At 54.9% G+C, this 17,222-nt stretch carries 17 protein-coding genes and 1 other RNA gene; 12 read left to right on the forward strand and 6 right to left on the reverse strand.

Translation table 11 applies throughout. The features are described from left to right. Positions 1–8: 8 nt before the first annotated feature. Positions 9–1,673: a metallophosphoesterase family protein gene (locus tag KA369_00480; protein MBP7734422.1), complete on the forward strand. Its 1,665-nt coding sequence runs from the start codon at positions 9–11 to the stop codon at positions 1,671–1,673. Between the two features lie 39 nt (positions 1,674–1,712). Then, positions 1,713–3,608, forward strand: a complete 1,896-nt coding sequence (locus KA369_00485; protein ID MBP7734423.1) for a sulfatase-like hydrolase/transferase — start codon at positions 1,713–1,715, stop codon at positions 3,606–3,608. A 15-nt stretch (positions 3,609–3,623) separates the two neighbouring features. Here the strand turns inward: KA369_00485 and KA369_00490 are convergent, their stop codons facing one another. Both KA369_00490 and KA369_00495 read right to left on the reverse strand, forming a co-directional pair. Continuing rightward, on the reverse strand, positions 3,624–3,995 hold the full coding sequence (locus tag KA369_00490; protein MBP7734424.1) for a hypothetical protein: 372 nt from the start codon (positions 3,993–3,995) through the stop codon (positions 3,624–3,626). Between the two features lie 125 nt (positions 3,996–4,120). Further along, a complete protein-coding gene (locus tag KA369_00495) occupies positions 4,121–4,663 on the reverse strand; it encodes a hypothetical protein (protein ID MBP7734425.1) in 543 nt (180 codons plus the stop codon). 254 nt (positions 4,664–4,917) lie between these two features. On the opposite strand from KA369_00495, the gene KA369_00500 reads away from it, so the two are divergent. From KA369_00500 to KA369_00520, 5 genes are all read left to right on the forward strand, one after another. Beyond that, the gene (locus tag KA369_00500) at positions 4,918–7,428 is read left to right on the forward strand and encodes a hypothetical protein (protein ID MBP7734426.1); all 2,511 of its coding nucleotides are present in this window, start codon (positions 4,918–4,920) and stop codon (positions 7,426–7,428) included. A 69-nt stretch (positions 7,429–7,497) separates the two neighbouring features. Next, positions 7,498–8,034: a hypothetical protein gene (locus KA369_00505; GenBank protein ID MBP7734427.1), complete on the forward strand. Its 537-nt coding sequence runs from the start codon at positions 7,498–7,500 to the stop codon at positions 8,032–8,034. Then, on the forward strand, positions 8,034–9,056 hold the full coding sequence (locus tag KA369_00510; GenBank protein ID MBP7734428.1) for a glycyl-radical enzyme activating protein: 1,023 nt from the start codon (positions 8,034–8,036) through the stop codon (positions 9,054–9,056). The genes KA369_00505 and KA369_00510 overlap by 1 nt, the downstream gene beginning before the upstream one ends. Before the next feature lie 28 nt (positions 9,057–9,084). Next, a complete protein-coding gene (locus tag KA369_00515; GenBank protein MBP7734429.1) occupies positions 9,085–9,930 on the forward strand; it encodes a hypothetical protein in 846 nt (281 codons plus the stop codon). 1 nt (position 9,931) lies between these two features. Continuing rightward, on the forward strand, positions 9,932–10,375 hold the full coding sequence (locus KA369_00520) for a hypothetical protein (protein ID MBP7734430.1): 444 nt from the start codon (positions 9,932–9,934) through the stop codon (positions 10,373–10,375). Between the two features lies 1 nt (position 10,376). Here KA369_00520 and KA369_00525 read toward each other — a convergent pair whose 3' ends face one another. Beyond that, on the reverse strand, positions 10,377–11,045 hold the full coding sequence (locus tag KA369_00525; protein ID MBP7734431.1) for a LysE family transporter: 669 nt from the start codon (positions 11,043–11,045) through the stop codon (positions 10,377–10,379). Between the two features lie 415 nt (positions 11,046–11,460). Between KA369_00525 and KA369_00530 the strand changes: the two genes are divergently transcribed. Further along, on the forward strand, positions 11,461–11,811 hold the full coding sequence (locus KA369_00530) for a metallopeptidase family protein (protein MBP7734432.1): 351 nt from the start codon (positions 11,461–11,463) through the stop codon (positions 11,809–11,811). A gap of 16 nt (positions 11,812–11,827) precedes the next feature. Here the strand turns inward: KA369_00530 and KA369_00535 are convergent, their stop codons facing one another. Together KA369_00535 and KA369_00540 are read right to left on the reverse strand one after the other, a co-directional pair. Beyond that, positions 11,828–12,970, reverse strand: a complete 1,143-nt coding sequence (locus KA369_00535; protein MBP7734433.1) for a trypsin-like peptidase domain-containing protein — start codon at positions 12,968–12,970, stop codon at positions 11,828–11,830. Between the two features lie 84 nt (positions 12,971–13,054). Then, on the reverse strand, positions 13,055–13,249 hold the full coding sequence (locus KA369_00540; GenBank protein ID MBP7734434.1) for a hypothetical protein: 195 nt from the start codon (positions 13,247–13,249) through the stop codon (positions 13,055–13,057). Between the two features lie 305 nt (positions 13,250–13,554). Between KA369_00540 and KA369_00545 the strand changes: the two genes are divergently transcribed. The 4 genes from KA369_00545 to KA369_00560 all read left to right on the forward strand — a co-directional run bounded on the left by KA369_00545 (position 13,555) and on the right by KA369_00560 (position 16,797). Beyond that, positions 13,555–14,136: a VOC family protein gene (locus KA369_00545; protein ID MBP7734435.1), complete on the forward strand. Its 582-nt coding sequence runs from the start codon at positions 13,555–13,557 to the stop codon at positions 14,134–14,136. A 35-nt stretch (positions 14,137–14,171) separates the two neighbouring features. Then, positions 14,172–14,867, forward strand: coding sequence for a hypothetical protein (locus KA369_00550; GenBank protein ID MBP7734436.1), 696 nt, complete (start codon positions 14,172–14,174; stop codon positions 14,865–14,867). 413 nt (positions 14,868–15,280) lie between these two features. Beyond that, a complete protein-coding gene (locus KA369_00555) occupies positions 15,281–16,096 on the forward strand; it encodes a hypothetical protein (protein ID MBP7734437.1) in 816 nt (271 codons plus the stop codon). 71 nt (positions 16,097–16,167) lie between these two features. Continuing rightward, on the forward strand, positions 16,168–16,797 hold the full coding sequence (locus KA369_00560; protein ID MBP7734438.1) for a hypothetical protein: 630 nt from the start codon (positions 16,168–16,170) through the stop codon (positions 16,795–16,797). A gap of 4 nt (positions 16,798–16,801) precedes the next feature. Here the strand turns inward: KA369_00560 and ssrA are convergent. Next, positions 16,802–17,157, reverse strand: a transfer-messenger RNA (tmRNA) gene (gene ssrA, locus KA369_00565). Positions 17,158–17,222: the final 65 nt, after the last annotated feature.

The raw sequence follows: 17,222 nt of genomic DNA on the forward strand, positions 1-17,222 counted from the left end.
AGTAAAAAATGATGCATAAATCCGCCAATCCCTTCCCCTGGATCATAATCCACCTGGGGTGCGCCATTCTTATCACTCTCTTCCTCATAGCGGCAATAAACCATGTCGGATATGATATCATTGCCATATACCTCCGGACGTCCCGCCGATCCTACCCTGTTCTGTTCTTCTCCCTCTGCGGCGTGTTCATCATTCTGAACATCCTGCTGTCGGCCCGAGCAGCCGGAGCCTATATAAAAAAGAAACGATACATGAGTTTTCGGGCCGCGGCGGCGGTCACTGTCGCCATGGCGGTGATGTTCCTTTCCCTGGCCGAACCATTTCTCAGGATGCAGCGTCGGCCGGCGAATGCCGCTGAGTCATCGGCACGGGAGCGATTCTGGGCGGCCCTAGGGCCGGTGGTCCAGTTCGGCCCCTTTGTCGACCGGAGGACAGATTCGTCCTCCTCCATGGTGATCTGGTACTTTGACCCCTTGAGAAAAGAAGAGCCGGCGATACTGCGCTACGGCAGAAACCCCCTGCCGGCCGCCATGGTGTCATTGCCCGAGGCGGCCGGCGACGGAAAGCGCCACGAGTTCCATCTCACCGGGTTGTCGCCGGCCACCCGCTACTACTACCGGGTCCCCGCCTTCGGTGATACTGTACACTCCTTCATAACGGGCCCGCCTCCCGGGTCCGGCGCTCCCTTCAGTTTCATTGCCGTTGGCGATACCGACAGCTCACGGAAAGGCGGTTACGGCTACTCCTATCTTGAAAACGTGATGAAGGCGGCAGCCGCAACATACCGGGATCGCGGCCAGGAGCCTGCATTTCTGATACACGCCGGAGACATGGTGCGCACCGGGGCAGATATTGACGCGTGGCATCACTTTTTTTCAACGCTCCCCCTGATCGACTCGATACCCATGGCGGTGACCCCGGGAAACCATGACTACCTGGTGGACCGGGGCGCCAACTTCCATTACTTCTTCGGACAGCCGGATTATTTTACCGTCGATTACGGCGACGCGCGACTGTTCTTCATCCATCCCTTTGACGGCCCGGGAACCACCCTGGACGGGCCCGTCATCACCACCGGGAAGGAACAGTACCGCTGGCTGCGCCGGGAGCTGGCCCGCGGCTCCGGCAGGAAGTGGACCATCGTCGTCATCCACACCCCGATCCTTTCAACGGGAGATTACGGCGTGAACGAGCTCCTGGCGGCCCAGTATCTCCAGCTCTTCAGAGAGCACCGGGTCGACCTGGTCATCTCCGGCCATGACCACAACTTCGATTCGTATCACGTTGACGAAAGGGCCGATTGGGGAGGCACCCTTTACATTGTAACGGGAACCGGTGGGTCCACCGTCGACTCATACATCATGGATCGTCCGTCACGGCGCTGGCTCCACTGGCGCCATGACAGGAATTCGCCCCATGGCCTGTACCAGCGCGATCCTTACACCAGGGCCTATCACCGCTACGGTGAGCTTTCCTGGGGTTATACCGACGTTGAAGTTCGAAGCAACGCCCTGTCCGTGTCCTATTACCGGTGGCTCGATTTGGAATCATTCATAGGAATCACCGGCCAGGACAGACACCGGTGGGACATGGTCTATTTGAGCAATGACGAACTGGCACGGAACAACCTGCTTCAGGCGACCAGGGTAAAACAAATTGACAAGAAAAAATAAACCTGTCACTGAAACATCATACTGCAAGGAAGAGCCATAATGGAGCTGAAAACCATAACCGGCACCCCGGGACGGTGCCGCCAATTTATCCGTGACCGGCTCCCTCTCGACTTCGGATTCATGAGCGGCCTGACAGCCGCGCTCATGGCCTATTTCCTGTTCATGTTCCAGAGGCGCTACGGTATCAGGCCCTTCGATCTATCCTTTACGTCGGCATTCTACATATGTTACAGCTTCTTCACCGCATTCATAGCCGCACAGCTGATCAACCTGGCTTCGCACCGCCTGAGGCCGCTGCGCCTTGCCATGAACATCCTGTTCATGGCCCTCTTCGTGCTGATTCATTCCTACCATCTTATCACCCACATACCCCTGGACTCCGGCCTCATCATCGACAACTTTACCCTCGGCTTCTACGGAGAGTCCTGGTATACCATCATCGGGGTCTTTCCGCCGGCACTCTTCATCGGCCTCGGCATATTCATTGTTATCCTCCTTATAATCCACTGGAGGAAGGGAATCCTCTGGTCGCCCCGGCACTACCGCAATGGCGGTGTAAAAACCGCTGTCGCCGCCGCCCTCTATGCCCTGGTCCTGATCCTGCCCCTGCGGACCCATGACGAATTCACCGGCCTGCTGCGGGGTCTCGTGCGCTATCCCTTCCAGGACCCGATGTCCCATGTCAGCGTCACCGGTTATCCTTATTTGAAGAACTTCACGGCGACGCCGGGATTGCAAAGGGGTGCGGCCAAACCGAACATCATCCTGGTGATGGTCGAATCGTATAACGCCAATGTTATCATGAAAAAAACCCCGGACGGCAGGGAGATAACGCCGGTCTTCAACTCCCTTATCCGCAGCGGCGTGTACGCCGAGCGTTTTTACGGCAATTCCGTCCAAACCTGCAAGGGCCAGGCCGCAACGCTCCTTTCGGTCATTCCCAGCATCCGCGGAAAGATATTCACTTCCTTTCCGGAACTCTCCTTCAAGGCCCTTCCCGCGATTCTCGGTGATGCCGGGTATGAAACCCTGTTCATGCAGGGGGCGGAAAGCCTCGCCTTCGATAACACCGAGGCCGTCATGAGAAAGGCCGGCTTCAACGATATTCATTCAGCCTATGAATTCATTACCGATGGGGACAAGGGCCAGGTCTGGGGTTGGGGCCCCGAAGACAGCCTTTTTTACCGGATATGCCTCAGGCGCATGGATGAGATCCACGGGAAGAACGGCGGGAAGCCGATCTTCGCAACCCTGGCTACAACATCCAACCACATGTGGTTCGACCATGTGCCAAAAGACAAGCGCAAGATGTATCCCGATCCCCGGGACATTGCCCAGCGCTACGCCAATTCGATACATCTCTCCGACCAGGGCCTGCAGGAACTATTGAAGGGCATTGCCGCGCGTCCCTGGCTGGCGGACACGGTCCTGATCATTACGGGGGACCACAGCTTTCCCCTGGATGAGCATGGCATTTCGCATAATGAGATCGGCTTCTACGAGGAGCTCTTCCGCACTCCCTTGCTGATCCTCTGGAAGGACCGGCTCCGACCGCGGGTAATCAACGGGCCCTTTTCCCAGCTTAACATAGCTCCCACGGTCCTGGATATGGCGGGCATAGCCGGAGTAAAGACACATTTTCTCGGCCAGTCACTGCTTTCCCCCGGAGCTGTACCAAAACCGGTGTACCTTGTCCAGCCCTATAACGGTCAGTACCTTGGCGTGGTGGCCTATCCATTCAAGTATGTACGCCATACCGAAACAGGCAAAGAATACCTTTTCAATCTACAGCTTGATCCCAATGAAGAGAACAACCTTGTTGGCCGATCAAGCCGGAAGGTATTGGCATTATTACGCAGGGGACTCCGCGATATTTACGTGAACCAGAAGGTGCTTACCTCGAACAGGCTGTGGCCGCCAGGGAAAGGGGAATAAAACTGCACATTCCTTCTACTTAAGAACCAGCTTCACCTTTGTCCCTGCGGTAAGATGCTCCACTTTCTTACCATTGACCACCATAGAGCTCTTTTCCTCCGTCACCTGTACCACGGCAACGGAGCCTTTCAGGCTCTTGAGCTTGCCTTCAGCGGCATGAAGCCACCCGGTGGTTTCCATCCCGAATAAATTTTTAGTGAAAAACTTATAGACGCCGAGCGCCGCCCCTCCATCAATCACAGGCGCGCTGTCAAGCCGGACCGTCACGACCCGGCCAGCTTTCCCGACCACCGTGCCGGTATATTCAATAACCTGTGCGGCACTATTCGATCCTATAAGTAAAATGGTAATGATAGATGCTCCGATCAATCCAGATATCATTCTCATACTATTTCTCCTATGGGTTTTCATCATGGGTCCCGACCGATAAATCAAAAAGGGCTGTCTTAAAACCACACTCTGGAATGTGATATAAGACAGCCCGGAGTTCTCGTGAACTATCGCGCGATAGTCTACAGGTTCTTCTCCACATTGTTCTCGCGGTAAACGATCTTGTCGGGATAAATCTGTATATATTCAAAGGCCTTGAATTTCTTTCCCTTGATGACGGTGTCTTCGCCTAACTGGGCCTGAATGAACAAGACCGAGTACGTAGGCTTACCGCCCATGGTGCCGCTGGCCACACCGGGCTCTATGCGGGTCATGGCGGGAAGCTCCACTCCCATGACCTTATGCTTTTCATTTATGGTTATGACCGAGGGCATTTCAGGCTTTTCAAAAATGATGCTGTCATTATATTGCAGCAGCGTCCCCTTCTTAAAAACATAGGGGAAGGCCTTGCCGTAATTGATGTCCGCGACGGGCTGGTCCGCCCCCAGCGTAACAGTGGCCAGGAGACCCTTATCCTTCGTCTTAATTGCAGACCCGGCGGTAAAGGTGGTGCCCTGAATCACTTCACTTTTAGATAAAACACGTTCATCTCCCTGCTGGCCCCCTTTCTTGCAGGCCATAGCGGCAACCAAGACAACAATCGATAAAAGGAATAAACGTTTCAATACAAGCCTCCTTAATAATGTAGTATTATTTCTTAATTATCCATTTTGCACTATTTTATTAATAATTCAACAACTTTATAGGATGCATAACACAGATAGTCCCTTGAGATCATAGGGCCGGCATTTCGCGTGTGACGCCTGAAACATCCGCGATGTTACCAAACCGTCATGATTACAGAAGTTAGCTTGACTGAAAATTAAAAATCTGATATATTACATATAAAAGCACAGTTACAGACCGTGGAGGTATGATCATGCAATCGGCAGAAAAGAGCGCCTTTAAGATAAAAACCCCCAGCGGCCTGTCAGGGCGGGTCCAGTGGCTCCGGGACTATTATTTCCGCGGGGCGGACCGGCCCTGGACCAACGAACAGACCTCCTGGACCACCGGCGCGCCCTGGGACACGGTGTACAACGAGATGACCTATTACATCGTGCCGGAGACCTACATGCTCCAGCAGACCCTCCGCTCCTCCTTCAAGCTGGCGGCCCGCGAGGTGAGGCTCGTCCCCGAATTCTGGTCATGGAGCCTGCCGGAGCGCCGGGCCTGGTTCACCAGGGAGGTGATGGTGAATTATCTGCCGCAAGAGATACTCCCCGGCGACCTCATCGCCGGCGGCCGCTTCAACGTCCAATGCTCTCTCTGCCTCACAAAAGAAGAAAGCGACGAATTCGACTCGATGATCCTCGGGAAAAAAGGGGCCCGCGCCCTGGTTCAGTGGTTCCATGACCACGGCTACGGCAACGCCGGGGCCACGAGCGGCCACCTCATTCCGGGGTACGAGCGCGCCCTTCACCTCGGGTGGAAGGGAATCCACGCTGACCTGGTTTCCCGGTTCAACGCCCTGCCGGCGGAAGAGCACCGGGGCCCCAGGGGAGCCCAGCTCCGGGCCATGATGACGGCAGCCACCATGCCCCGGGACCTGGCCGCGAAATACGCCGCCCTCTGCCGGGACCTGGCGGCGAAGGAGACAGAGTCGGCTAGGAAACGTGAGCTTGGCCAGATAGCTGAGAATCTCGGCCGCGTTCCCTGGGAGCCGCCGGTCACGTTCTGGGAGGCGGTGCAGGCCCTGTGGCTTACCCACATGCTCGTCATGAGCGACGAGAACTATCCAGGTCCGGGCGTCTCCTTCGGAAGGATCGACCAGTACCTCCTCCCCTACTGGGAGCGCTCCCTTGCCGAAGGAATGGACCGGGAATTCGGCAAGGAGATCCTCAGGTGCTTCTGGATCAAGTGCAACCACGCCTACGACGCCATGATTCGGACCGGCAACAACGGGATCACGGCCGGCTACGGACAGCTCATAACGCTTTCCGGCATGGGGCGGGACGGGAAGGACACGACCAACGATCTCACCTACGCCATGCTTGAGGTGATCGACGAGCTCTCGCCAATCCTTGAGCCGAAGCCGAACGTGCGCCTCCACAGGCAAAGCCCCGATGACCTGCTCGACAAGGTCATCGATATGATCTCCTCAAGCCAGGGGGCGCCCTTTCTCCTGAACTTCGACGAGCGGTCCATGGCGGGCATGATGCTGGAAGGCCGCAGGGGCGGCCTCGGGCACCTCATCAACGAGCACGACGTCGCGGACTATGCCCCCGTGGGGTGCCTTGAAAACACCATGGCGGGCAACGACCGCTCCGGCACCGTGGACAACAACATCAATCTCCTGAAGGCCGTCGAGCTGGCCCTGACCGGCGGAAAGGACCTGCTCCCCCACGTGGATATCATGACCGGCAAGGTCGAAAAGATCCGCAGGGACGGACCCGATACCGGCGACGCGACACGCTTCACATCCTGGGAGCAGTTCTGGAAGGCCTATCTGCGGCAGACGGCCTATATCATACAAAAATGCGTGGAGGTCCAGGAAGCGTCCGAATCGGCGCGGGCGAAATTCTTCCGCACCCCCTATCTCTCCTGCCTGGTGAAGGGCTGCGCGGACAAGGGGAAGGACGTGACCCAGGGCGGCGCCGAGATCAGCTTCACCACCATGGAGGCGGTCACCTTCGCCACCACCGTTGACTCCCTCCTAGCGATCAGGCACCTCGTGTTCGAAGAAAAAAAATGCACTATAGCAGAGCTGATACAGGCCCTGAAGGACAACTGGGAAGGCCATGAAGTGCTGCAGGCCCTGGCAAAGAACCGGGCCCCCAAGTACGGCAGGGACGACGACAACGCCGACCGCCTGGCCCTCGATGTGATGAAGGCCTGGACCGATGAGACCTGGAAGCATAAGACAAAATCGACGGGACGGCAGTTCAGGCCCGGCATGCTCTCGTGGAACTACTGGGCCGGCGACGGCTACATCATGGCGGCGAGCCCCGACGGAAGGCCCCGGGGAAAGTTCCTCTCCAACGCCATCTGCCCTTCCAACGGCGCGGACATCAACGGCCCGTCGGCCAATGCCAATTCCGTGGGCAAGGCCCTGGGGGGAAAAGCCACCGGCGGAGCCGGCGACTGGGGCGGCTACCTGAACCTGCTCCCCAACGGAGCGAGCCACACCATCACCTTCAATCCCTCCATGGTGCGCGACCCGGAGCACCGCGGCAAGTTCAGGGCCTTTCTCCGGGGATACATTGAAAACGGCGGCACCGCCCTGCAGGTGAACATGCTTGACCCGGACGTCCTTCGCGACGCCCAGAAGCACCCCCAGGATTACCGGCACCTGCTGGTGCGCATCACCGGCTACAACGCCTACTTCGTAACCGTGGGCAAAGAGCTCCAGGACGAGGTGATCGCCCGGCTCAGCCACGCGCGGATGTGAACCGCGTGAAATTACCATTCGCGGTTTGGCGATGATGGGCCTCATTTCAACGAAGAGGTTATCCGGCACATGAAAAAAACACTCAGGCAGAGAATCCTGCTGACGCTGATGAACAGGTATATGCTGATTTTCATCAATGTCATACTTGTCAGCATCGTCCTGGCAATCATCATCAATGTGACGGCCATGGTGCTGACCCCGGAGAATGATACTGACGAAATGATCCACATGTGCAACGGCATAGCGGTCATTCTCTACGGCTTCGGCGTTGCCATCGAGTTCAGGGGGACCCTGATGAGGATATTCAACCTCTACCCGGCCTTTGCCTCACCCCTGCAGGAAGAGACCGACAGGATATGCAATTCCTACGGCATCTATTTTCTCCTGCTTGGCCTTGTCCAGGAAATACTGGTCCATCTCGTTGTCATGCCGCATCGTCTTTTTCATCTGCACGGCAGAGAGGAATACGTTTTTACAATCTGTGTCTTCATACAAACCATCGTGACCGTTCTCCTGATAATCCTGACCTGCCGGCTGATCTTGATTTCCAGGATGATCCGGCTTCGGGAAGAACGCGAGACTGAGCCGGAGGAGAGCCAGGACTGATGAAACCCGAAAAATCCGACAAGACTCTGACCGGCACCATCCTCGAGATACAGCGCATGTCCACCGAGGACGGCCCGGGACTGCGGACCACGGTCTTTTTCAAGGGATGCTCCCTCCGCTGTCTCTGGTGCCATAACCCGGAAAGCATTGACATGAAACCGCAGCTTCACTGGGTGGAACCGCGCTGCATCGGGTGCAAGCTCTGCATCGAGTTCTGCCCCCACGGGGCCCTGTCCTTTTCGGAGCGGGGCATCGTCATCGACCGCGAAATCTGCAGGGGATGCGGAGCCTGCGCGGACCAGTGCCCCTCCACGGCGCTGGAGCTTCTCGGCCGAACCTGGACCGTCGAGGCCCTGGCGGCGGAAGTCATCAAGGACGCTTCCTATTTCGGATCGACCGGGGGCGTCACCGTTTCAGGGGGAGAAGCCGCCCTGCAGGCGCCCTTCGTGTCGGCATTGCTAAAAGAGCTGAAGGCCCGGGGCATCCATACGGCCCTGGACACGAGCGGCCAGTGCAGCCGTGCTTACCTCGACATGGTGCTCCCGTACACCGACCTCGTCCTCTACGATATCAAGGAAATCGACCCGGAGAGGCACCGCCGGTTCACCGGCAGCGGCAACGAAACGATACTGGAGAACCTCATTCACGTGGCGGGATATATCGGCGCCCGCGTGCTGCCGCGGGAGCTGTGGATCCGCACCCCCGTCATCCCCGGCGCCACGGACAACGTGGAGACCGTCACCGCCATCGGCTCTTTCATCGCCCGCGCCCTCGGCGGGTCCGTGTCGCGGTGGGAGCTATGCGCCTTCAACAACCTCTGCAGGGACAAGTACCGGCGCCTCGGCATGGAGTGGACCTACGGCGGTGCCGGCCTCATCGACCGCGAGACAATGGAGCGGCTGGCCGGCGCTGCCAGGGCGTCCGGCGTCGATCCCGGCATCGTCCTCTGGACCGGGTCTACCTCTCTGGATGACACGGACAATGACGGCGGAAAAAACAGGAAGACCGTACGGGCTTGCTGATTCAACTAATTCAGACAGGGAGATAGCCATGGCTATGATCAAGGGAGAATTCAACCGGGAAGATATGGCGGCGCTGGAGCCGAACGAAAAGGTGGCCCTGGTGGCCACGGTCAATCCCGAGGGCCTTCCACACGTGTCTCTACTCACGTCGCTCCAGGCCAATGGTCCGAAGCAACTGATCCTGGGCGAGTTCTCCCGGGGGCTCAGCAAGGAGTTCATGCAGGAGAACCGCAACATCGGCTTCCTTGTCATGACCCTGGACCGCCGCCTCTGGCGCGGCACGGCGCGGTGGACGCACCTCATGAAGGAAGGCCCGGAGTACCGGATGATGAACGAAAAGCCGATGTTCCGCTACAACACCTATTTCGGCATCAACACGGTCCACTACTTCGACCTGGTGGAGACGACGGAGCGTGATGGGCTCCCCCTGGGATCCATCGCCCTGGCGGTCATAAAAACCGCCCTTGGACGGGGCGGCGCCCGCCGGGCAATCAGCCCGATCCTCAAGCCCTTTGCCCTGTCCATCGTGGACCGCATCGATTCGCTTAAATTTCTCTCATACATCGACGGGGACGGGTTCCCGCGCCTGGTTCCCCTGATCCAGTGCAGGGCCGCCGACAGCGGAAGGCTCGTCTTCTCCACCGGACCCTACGGCGCCGAGCTCGCCGCAATTCCGAAAGGATCGACGGTGGCCGTCTTCGCCATGACCATGAAGATGGAGGACATTCTGGTGCGGGGCGTCTACAACGGAACAAGGAGGCACCGCGGCATCCGCCTCGGTACCATTGACATCACCTGGGCGTACAATTCCATGCCGCCGGTCCACGGACAGATCTATCCTGAAACGGAGCTCAGGCCGGTAACGAGTTTCTGACATGGTGCGCATGGCCCTGATCATTGCCCTTCTTGGAGGAAGCGCCGGGTATGTTCCCAAAAACGATCTGGTCCTGACCATCACCATCTACGCCATCGACAGCCGGAAGCTCTGGACCTATGTTCTTGACACGCGGAGGATTTCCGTGACCCGTCATTTCACCCGGGGCGAGCCTGACCGGGTACTCCTTGAGCGTCCGCTGACCCTGCAAGAGATCAAAAAACTGGACCGTTTCCTCGGCCGCTATCCCTTCGACAGCCTGGAAAAATATTATATCAATGAACGCATTCACGGATCCACCGGAACGGTCTACCATATCAGGATCAACAGGAAAGGGAAGGATTCCTATGTCTTTTACGCCAGGCCCGAATCCCTCCTGGAGCTGAACCGGTTCATCAACAGGCTCCTGCCCAGGCAGTTCCATCTCTGGGATGACGTGCAATAGATTAGAATCCCAGGTAACCCGCCGCCTTGCAGATAAAGTACCCGATCAGGATGATGAACAGGACGATCAGCACAAGGTTCATCCCGCGAAACACCCTGTCCGGTATGTTGTGGTGGATCCGGTGGATTATCATGGCCAGGATGACAAGGTATCCCACAAGGCCCGTCACGCCGGAAACGACAAAGACCAGCCTGAGGATGAACGTCGCCTCGGAAAAAAGACCCAGGTCGATAAAGACCTTGAACCCCACGATCCACCAGAGGACGATGCTCGGGTTGGTGATGGCGAGGGTGAACCCTGTCATGAACCCGTAGGCATGGTTGTTCTTTTTCGCGTCAGGGCCGCCTTCGACCGCCGATGGATGGCCCCGGTACTCCAGGACCGACCGGTAGAGAAGGAACGAAAGGACGGCGGCCCCGAGCAGGTAAAAAACAAGCTGGAACCGGTCCGACATGAGAACGCCCCCCAGGCCGAAGAGGGTGAGAATTCCGTAAACCATGTCCGACGTGCCCGATCCCAGGGCGATCATGACGGCCGGTTTCCTGAGACCCTGCATCGCCTTCTTGACGACCTGGAGCTGCACCGCGCCGATGGGAATGGCGGAGAAGAAGCCGAGGACGATCCCGAAGAGAAGGACGATGGCGTAGCTGATCAGGATATTGTACTTCATCTTTTACTCCGACACCATATAATCCTATTGCCACCTGTCCCCCGGAGGGGGCATGCAGGAATAATTTATAGGCAGCAAAATTTTCAACTATCGCTGCATGGTTAATCAATTGTCGTAATACATGCCGATTAGTAGTTACAAAACGGATCTTATGGAAAGATCAACATCAGAATTATCATGCAAATAATAATTGTAATAAAATCATACTGATTTAGATTCCAGTGATAGATTAGACTTGTTGCGAAACTGCGTCTCGCGCTCGCAGGGGACCCCCTGCGGGGGGCTTTTAAGGGGCTACGCCCCTTAGACCCTTTAAAAAACTTAGTTTTGCAACAACTCTATTATATTACCTCTCAGAATTATACCACATGCCCCCTCCGGGGGACAGGGGGGTCTTCAGGATAAGTCAATGCGTATGGCGCCAGCGACATTCGAGCGGATGGTCCGCACCATTCACACCGGGGTGATGGAGGCCCTGGACCCCGACCTCCGCGCCAGGGCCGAAAAGGTGACCATCGTCATCGCCGACCGGCCTCCCCGGGGCGACGATGACCTCCTCGGCCTCTACGAGGGCATATCCCTTCCGGACCGACATATCGACGACATGGAGGCCGTCGCCGACCGGATCACGCTGTTCCGCCGGTCCCTCCTTGACGCGTGTGAAAGCATTGAGGAGCTGCGTGAAGAAATTCGTATTACCCTGCTCCACGAGCTGGGCCACTATTTTGGATTCGATGAGGACGAGCTCCTCAAACGCGGGTTATGATCGCAGAGGCGCCCGGTCAATCGGGCCGCTCGACCACTTTCACAAAGAGATTTATCGTTTTCCGCTGCCGCCACACGGTCAGCTTCAGGGTCTGACCGGGGGTCATCTCGCCCACTATCTTCAGGAGGTCCATGTACGTTGAGATGTCCCTGTCGTTGATCTTCAGGATGATGTCGCCGACCCTGACGCCGCCTCTCTCCGCCGGGCTTCCCTGGATCACCTCTCCGATGAAGGCGCCCTGGTTCGATTTGAGCCCCAGCTCCTGCGCGTATTCCTCGGTGATCTGGGCTATGCTCACGCCGATGTAGCCGCGCTTGATCTTCTTGTGCGTCTTCAGCTGCTCCAGGATCGAGCGGGCCGTATTGATGGGGATGGCGAAGCCGATGCCCATGTAGCCGCCGGTCTGGGAATAGATCATGCGGTTGATGCCGATCACCTCGCCGTAGATATTGATGAGGGGACCGCCGCTGTTCCCCGGGTTGATGGACGCGTCGGTCTGGATATGGGAGCCTCCCATCATGTCAACGTCCCGGCGGCCGATGGCGCTCACGACCCCGACGGTGAAGGTCCGGTCAAGGCCGAAGGGATTGCCGATGGCGACGGCCCAGTCGCCCACCTGCACCCGGTCCGAATCTCCCAGGTACACGGGCTTCAGTTTCGTCGGCGCGTTTATTTTCAGCAGGGCCAGGTCGGTTCGCTCGTCCGAACCGACGATGGTGGCCTTGTAGGTCTTTTCATTGATACCCACCGTGACCGTGTCGACGCCGGCCACGACATGATGATTGGTACAGACATATCCGTCCTCGGATATGATGAAGCCGGAGCCGAGGCCGCGGCGCCGCTCGGTGCGGGGACGGTTGGCACCGCCGCCGAAAAACTCCCTCATGAAGGGATCGTCGAAAAAGGGATTGGGCTGGACCCGCACCACCTGTTCCGTAGTGATAAACACGACCCGCTCCTTGTAGAGGTTGAAGATCTTCCGGAACGTGTCCTGTATTTCCACCGCCCCCGCGGATTCGGCTTCCTTGCGGAGGGGGGACTGTCCGATGTCGCCGAAGAGGGTTGAATCGCCCGATTTAAAACAGGAGAACTGGTACAGCGCGAACATGACGGTCAGGACCGCCAGGGGGACAATAAGCTTAAGTTTTTCCTTCATCATCTTCCTCTCCTCTGGTATCAGATAAACATTCGGTGCTCTATAGATGATGTTCCCGGCGGCTTGTCGGGACCATTCGGGCTTCCCTTAAAATTCTTTTTTCCTCTGTTTGTTCTCCCGCTCCCTGTCTTTCTCGATTTCCTCACGAAAGATATAACGGTAATCGTTTGAATCATCGGGATTGATCTGTTCCATCTCGACCTTATTTACCTCGGTCTTTTTCTTGCAGGCGTCAAAACCGAGGATCAGCACCCCGATCATCGCTATCTGGATAATACGCATGGCACCCCTTTTCCCTGTCACTTGGTATTGATTGATTGAGGTATTTATTCAAGTATTTTTTGGCATAGAGCAAAAAAATGGAGCCATAAAATTGTAATGCTTCAATATATTACATTTCATATAAAAATGTCATTGCAAGGAGCGAAGCGACAAAGCAATCATGTCATTATTATCACAAATATGCGAGAAAAGGTATAGTATTTTTCACAATTAAATGCACGATCGCTTCGCTTTGCTCGCGATGACAAAAGTAAGAAATAATTCTGATTAAAATTACATACACCAACAATAACAGGAGAGATTATATGATCACACGGATCGACCATGTTGCCATTGCGGTGCGGGACTACGATAGGGCCTATCGTTTTTTTTCAACCCTTCTCGGCGCGGTGCCCGGCACCAGCAGCCGCGTCGACTCCATGAAGTACCTGTGGCAGAACTTTTCCCTGGGAGACCTGAGCAGGCTCGAACTCCTGACCGCGACCGGGTCCGGCAGTTTCCTCGACGGCTTCCTTGCAAAAAAGGACGGGGGAGTCCATCATATCACCATGCAGACGCCGGACATAAAAAAAGCCGCGGCGGAGCTTGAGCGGAACGGCATTCCCTACTTCGGATACCAGGAGTACGGGGACGCGTGGAAAGAGCTCTTCATACACCCGAACCACGCCTTCGGCGTCCTGATCCAGATAGCGGAATTTACCGCCGATGACTGGCTCGCGCCGTCCGTGAAGATGCAGGAAGGGAAAAAATTCAAGGTCACCGGGAAAAAAGGCGGCTGCGACCTGTCTTTTTCCCATCCCGGGGGCGGAACCGTGACCATCACCCTGAGCGCGGAAGAAATGGACCGTTTAGGCAAAGAACTCGTTGACAAATCGTCTATTTCGTGATACTTTTTAATCAGCAGTGCAGGGAGGGGCGGGCCATGATCATCAAAACGGACGTAAAAAATCTATCTCTGGACAAGGCCGCGTATACCCGGAAAACCCCCGATATACCTTTGTACAGGAATATTCATGAGAACACTCCCCCGTCCACGAAGAGCATATCGGACAGGCTCAGCGTAGAACGCTCCCTCGGGGACGCCCTGAGCATAGCCCAGATGTCTCAGAATGTCATACAAAAAGCCCTTTCCATTTCCTCACGTCTCAAGGGGATTGCCGCCGCTGCGATGGCAACCGGGAGCGTCAACACGCAGGCGTTGAATGAAGCCCTTAATGATATACGCTCCACCATGGAAGTCTACGGCGAAAAGGTGCCGAGTCCGATGCAGCCCGGCGCAGCGCCATCGGCAAAAATCATAGAGATCCCCGACATGAGAGGAGCTCTTTCATCGGTCCGCGACATTGCCGGGACCCTGGAAAAAGGCGGCTACAATCAGTCTGACAGGATCGATGCCGCCGCCAGAAATCTGAACGAGCTTCTTACAAAATACAGAATTGCCGAGAACAGGATAACGGACATCATGAGGGAAACAGCCGCCGGGTATGCTCCTGCAACGCCTGCCAGATCCAGAGAACTGCTCGGGCAGATTACTGCCGCGATCACAAGCAATCCGGACTACGCTCTTTCAGTCCAGGGAAACATAAATCACACCGTGGCAGAACGGCTCATGGCCTGAAATGTAATAAGGATCGCCGGGAGATCGCGTTTATTCTAAATCATGCCAAACTGTTCGTTCATCACCGCAGATCATATCAAAATTCGGGATGCAACCTTCTGGGAATCCGGATTTGCAACAATTACGGGATCGATGTTCCTCATGAGCGTGAACGCGGTCTGCGAGACGCACTCCATATAAAAATTTTAAAAAAAAATAGATTTATCTTGACTTTAAATTAATTTTAATTTACATGATCATAATATAAGGTATTTTTTCTCACCTGATAATTCTTGTTACATAAAAAAAGAGATCGTGTAAAACTTGATTGAGTGTTGAAATAATTTCGAGGCAAATTAGGAGCTTCGTTAATTAATACGATGCATTTTATTACCGGATCATTGATATATCACAAATACGATTGAACCATAGCGATGACGAGCAAACAGGGAACACAACCAAACAGACCGCTTCACGATGAATATCCCCCTATTCATTCTAAAAACAGCAAATCATGCCTCAAAAATAGAGAAATCTCCCCGGACGGAACATCCAGCAGAGCACAGCTTGAATCAATAAGCCGGTATTATAATTACCTCGGCGCCACGAAGGATGATCCTTCGCCGCACAAAGACGTAAACGGCTGCTTCGCAGTCCGCCTGGCCCTGTTCTTGATTGAAACAATATCGAGCAGGCGTTACGCCCTCGATGATGAAGGCTGTTTGGGCGGCGATTTTTACCGTCACTGCATGAAGTCAGACCGGGACCTGGCGATGGAAATCAACGATCCCGACCTGCTCATCATATACATAAAACAGTGTCTCCGCATGATGGATTCCTGCGGCATACTGCTGAGGGACGGAAGTTTCGCGCGGATAAGCGCCCCTGAGGCATCGGCGGCGACGATATTCCACAGGCTCTTCAACTCCTTCTGGAACAGCACACCGTGGGAAGACCTGTTTCCTTCGGATACGGAATCAGCCCGGGAACTCAACGCGGTCAGGGCCATTCTCAAGGACCTGCTCCTTCGCCGGCACGCTTCCGTATCCATCGGCACACTGGCAAACGAATTCTTCGAGATGACCGGTTTCTCCAGCCGGAACAACCTGTTCATGATATCCTTCCTTGATTTCTACTTTTTTACATGGCTCAAACACTTCGGCATGATACGGTATTCGGGCGGAAAGGACCATGCACCGGTGCGCATTACCGTTACCGACCTTGGAAGAAACTCCCTGAAAACATTTTGATCTTGACTCCGGATGAACATTTCCATAATCATACCAGCGGCGGTCTTTAATCAGTCTACTTGAGGTACCATATGAAAAAATATTGGGTATTTGCAGTGGCTTTACTGTTCGCGGTCTCCTGCGGGAAGTACCACGTGAAAAATGAAATTAACAATGGATCCGCCCTGGGGAAACTGAAAAAAACCGGCATTATCATCCGCAAGACCCATAACACTCCCATTGCTTTCAAGCTCATTAAAAAAAACGTGTCCCAGTGGCTTGAGCCGTACAAGAAGGTCAATCAACTGGTGCTCATTGAAAAAACCAGCAAGGCCCTTGACACCGCGATGACGGAATCGGAACGATTTCTGCAATTTTCCGGGAAAGGCGACTTCCAGTTTTATCAGACCATCGGCATATTGACTCATTACTTGAATAAAAACAAGGATGAGCTGGATAAAATAAAGGCCGAAAACGATCTTGACAGTCTCCTCATATATGAATTGGACGCGGGATATTCGCTGGAACTGCAGTATACCGACTTCGGCTCCATGATCATTATCGTCGATAATAACAACAAGATTCTAAGCATGGACCGCCAGTATGATAAATACGAGACCTTTGAGATCGACAAGGATATAATGAAGGAAGAGCTTCTGGATCTGATAAGCAACCGGCTTATTGATCAAATAACGAAGCTCAAATACGTTAAGGAAAAGTGAGCAACTGTGGAGACGGCGGGAGTCGAACCCGCGTCCTACAATCCAGCCCTACAGCCTCTACATGCTTATCCTGTTCATTTAATTTAAGATATCCCACCGGGACCAGGCACCGTTAGAAATATCCGAGTTCCCTGTTGTTTCGCCCTCATTCCGGGATCCGAGAAATCGGACTATCCTCTGTTTATGACACTTTCAGCTGCCCCAGAGGAGCAGACCCTCTGAAAGCGTGACAGTTAATTAAGCTGCCAATGCAAAATTATCGTTTGCACTTACGTTAGATCTGCCATGTTTAACGAGTTGACAGCACACTCGGCATGCAACTGTAAAACTGATAATGCAGTCGAAACCAAAATCGTCCCCTGCAGGGATAATATATATAAAAACCTAATAAACGTCAATACTTTGTTCAGTTTTTATTGGATGTA

This window comes from Spirochaetota bacterium (genome assembly GCA_017999915.1).
Classification (GTDB): domain Bacteria; phylum Spirochaetota; class UBA4802; order UBA4802; family UBA5550; genus RBG-16-49-21.

Excerpts from the sequence above, each read along its gene's own strand:
- KA369_00480 (MBP7734422.1), top strand. The coding sequence starts at position 9 with ATGATGCATAAATCCGCCAATCCCTTCCCCTGGATCATAATCCACCTG.
- KA369_00485 (MBP7734423.1), top strand. The coding sequence starts at position 1,713 with ATGGAGCTGAAAACCATAACCGGCACCCCGGGACGGTGCCGCCAATTT.
- KA369_00490 (MBP7734424.1), bottom strand. The coding sequence starts at position 3,995 with ATGAGAATGATATCTGGATTGATCGGAGCATCTATCATTACCATTTTA.
- KA369_00500 (MBP7734426.1), top strand. The coding sequence starts at position 4,918 with ATGCAATCGGCAGAAAAGAGCGCCTTTAAGATAAAAACCCCCAGCGGC.
- KA369_00505 (MBP7734427.1), top strand. The coding sequence starts at position 7,498 with ATGAAAAAAACACTCAGGCAGAGAATCCTGCTGACGCTGATGAACAGG.
- KA369_00510 (MBP7734428.1), top strand. The coding sequence starts at position 8,034 with ATGAAACCCGAAAAATCCGACAAGACTCTGACCGGCACCATCCTCGAG.
- KA369_00515 (MBP7734429.1), top strand. The coding sequence starts at position 9,085 with ATGGCTATGATCAAGGGAGAATTCAACCGGGAAGATATGGCGGCGCTG.
- KA369_00520 (MBP7734430.1), top strand. The coding sequence starts at position 9,932 with ATGGTGCGCATGGCCCTGATCATTGCCCTTCTTGGAGGAAGCGCCGGG.
- KA369_00525 (MBP7734431.1), bottom strand. The coding sequence starts at position 11,045 with ATGAAGTACAATATCCTGATCAGCTACGCCATCGTCCTTCTCTTCGGG.
- KA369_00530 (MBP7734432.1), top strand. The coding sequence starts at position 11,461 with ATGGCGCCAGCGACATTCGAGCGGATGGTCCGCACCATTCACACCGGG.
- KA369_00535 (MBP7734433.1), bottom strand. The coding sequence starts at position 12,970 with ATGATGAAGGAAAAACTTAAGCTTATTGTCCCCCTGGCGGTCCTGACC.
- KA369_00540 (MBP7734434.1), bottom strand. The coding sequence starts at position 13,249 with ATGCGTATTATCCAGATAGCGATGATCGGGGTGCTGATCCTCGGTTTT.
- KA369_00545 (MBP7734435.1), top strand. The coding sequence starts at position 13,555 with ATGATCACACGGATCGACCATGTTGCCATTGCGGTGCGGGACTACGAT.
- KA369_00550 (MBP7734436.1), top strand. The coding sequence starts at position 14,172 with ATGATCATCAAAACGGACGTAAAAAATCTATCTCTGGACAAGGCCGCG.
- KA369_00555 (MBP7734437.1), top strand. The coding sequence starts at position 15,281 with ATGACGAGCAAACAGGGAACACAACCAAACAGACCGCTTCACGATGAA.
- KA369_00560 (MBP7734438.1), top strand. The coding sequence starts at position 16,168 with ATGAAAAAATATTGGGTATTTGCAGTGGCTTTACTGTTCGCGGTCTCC.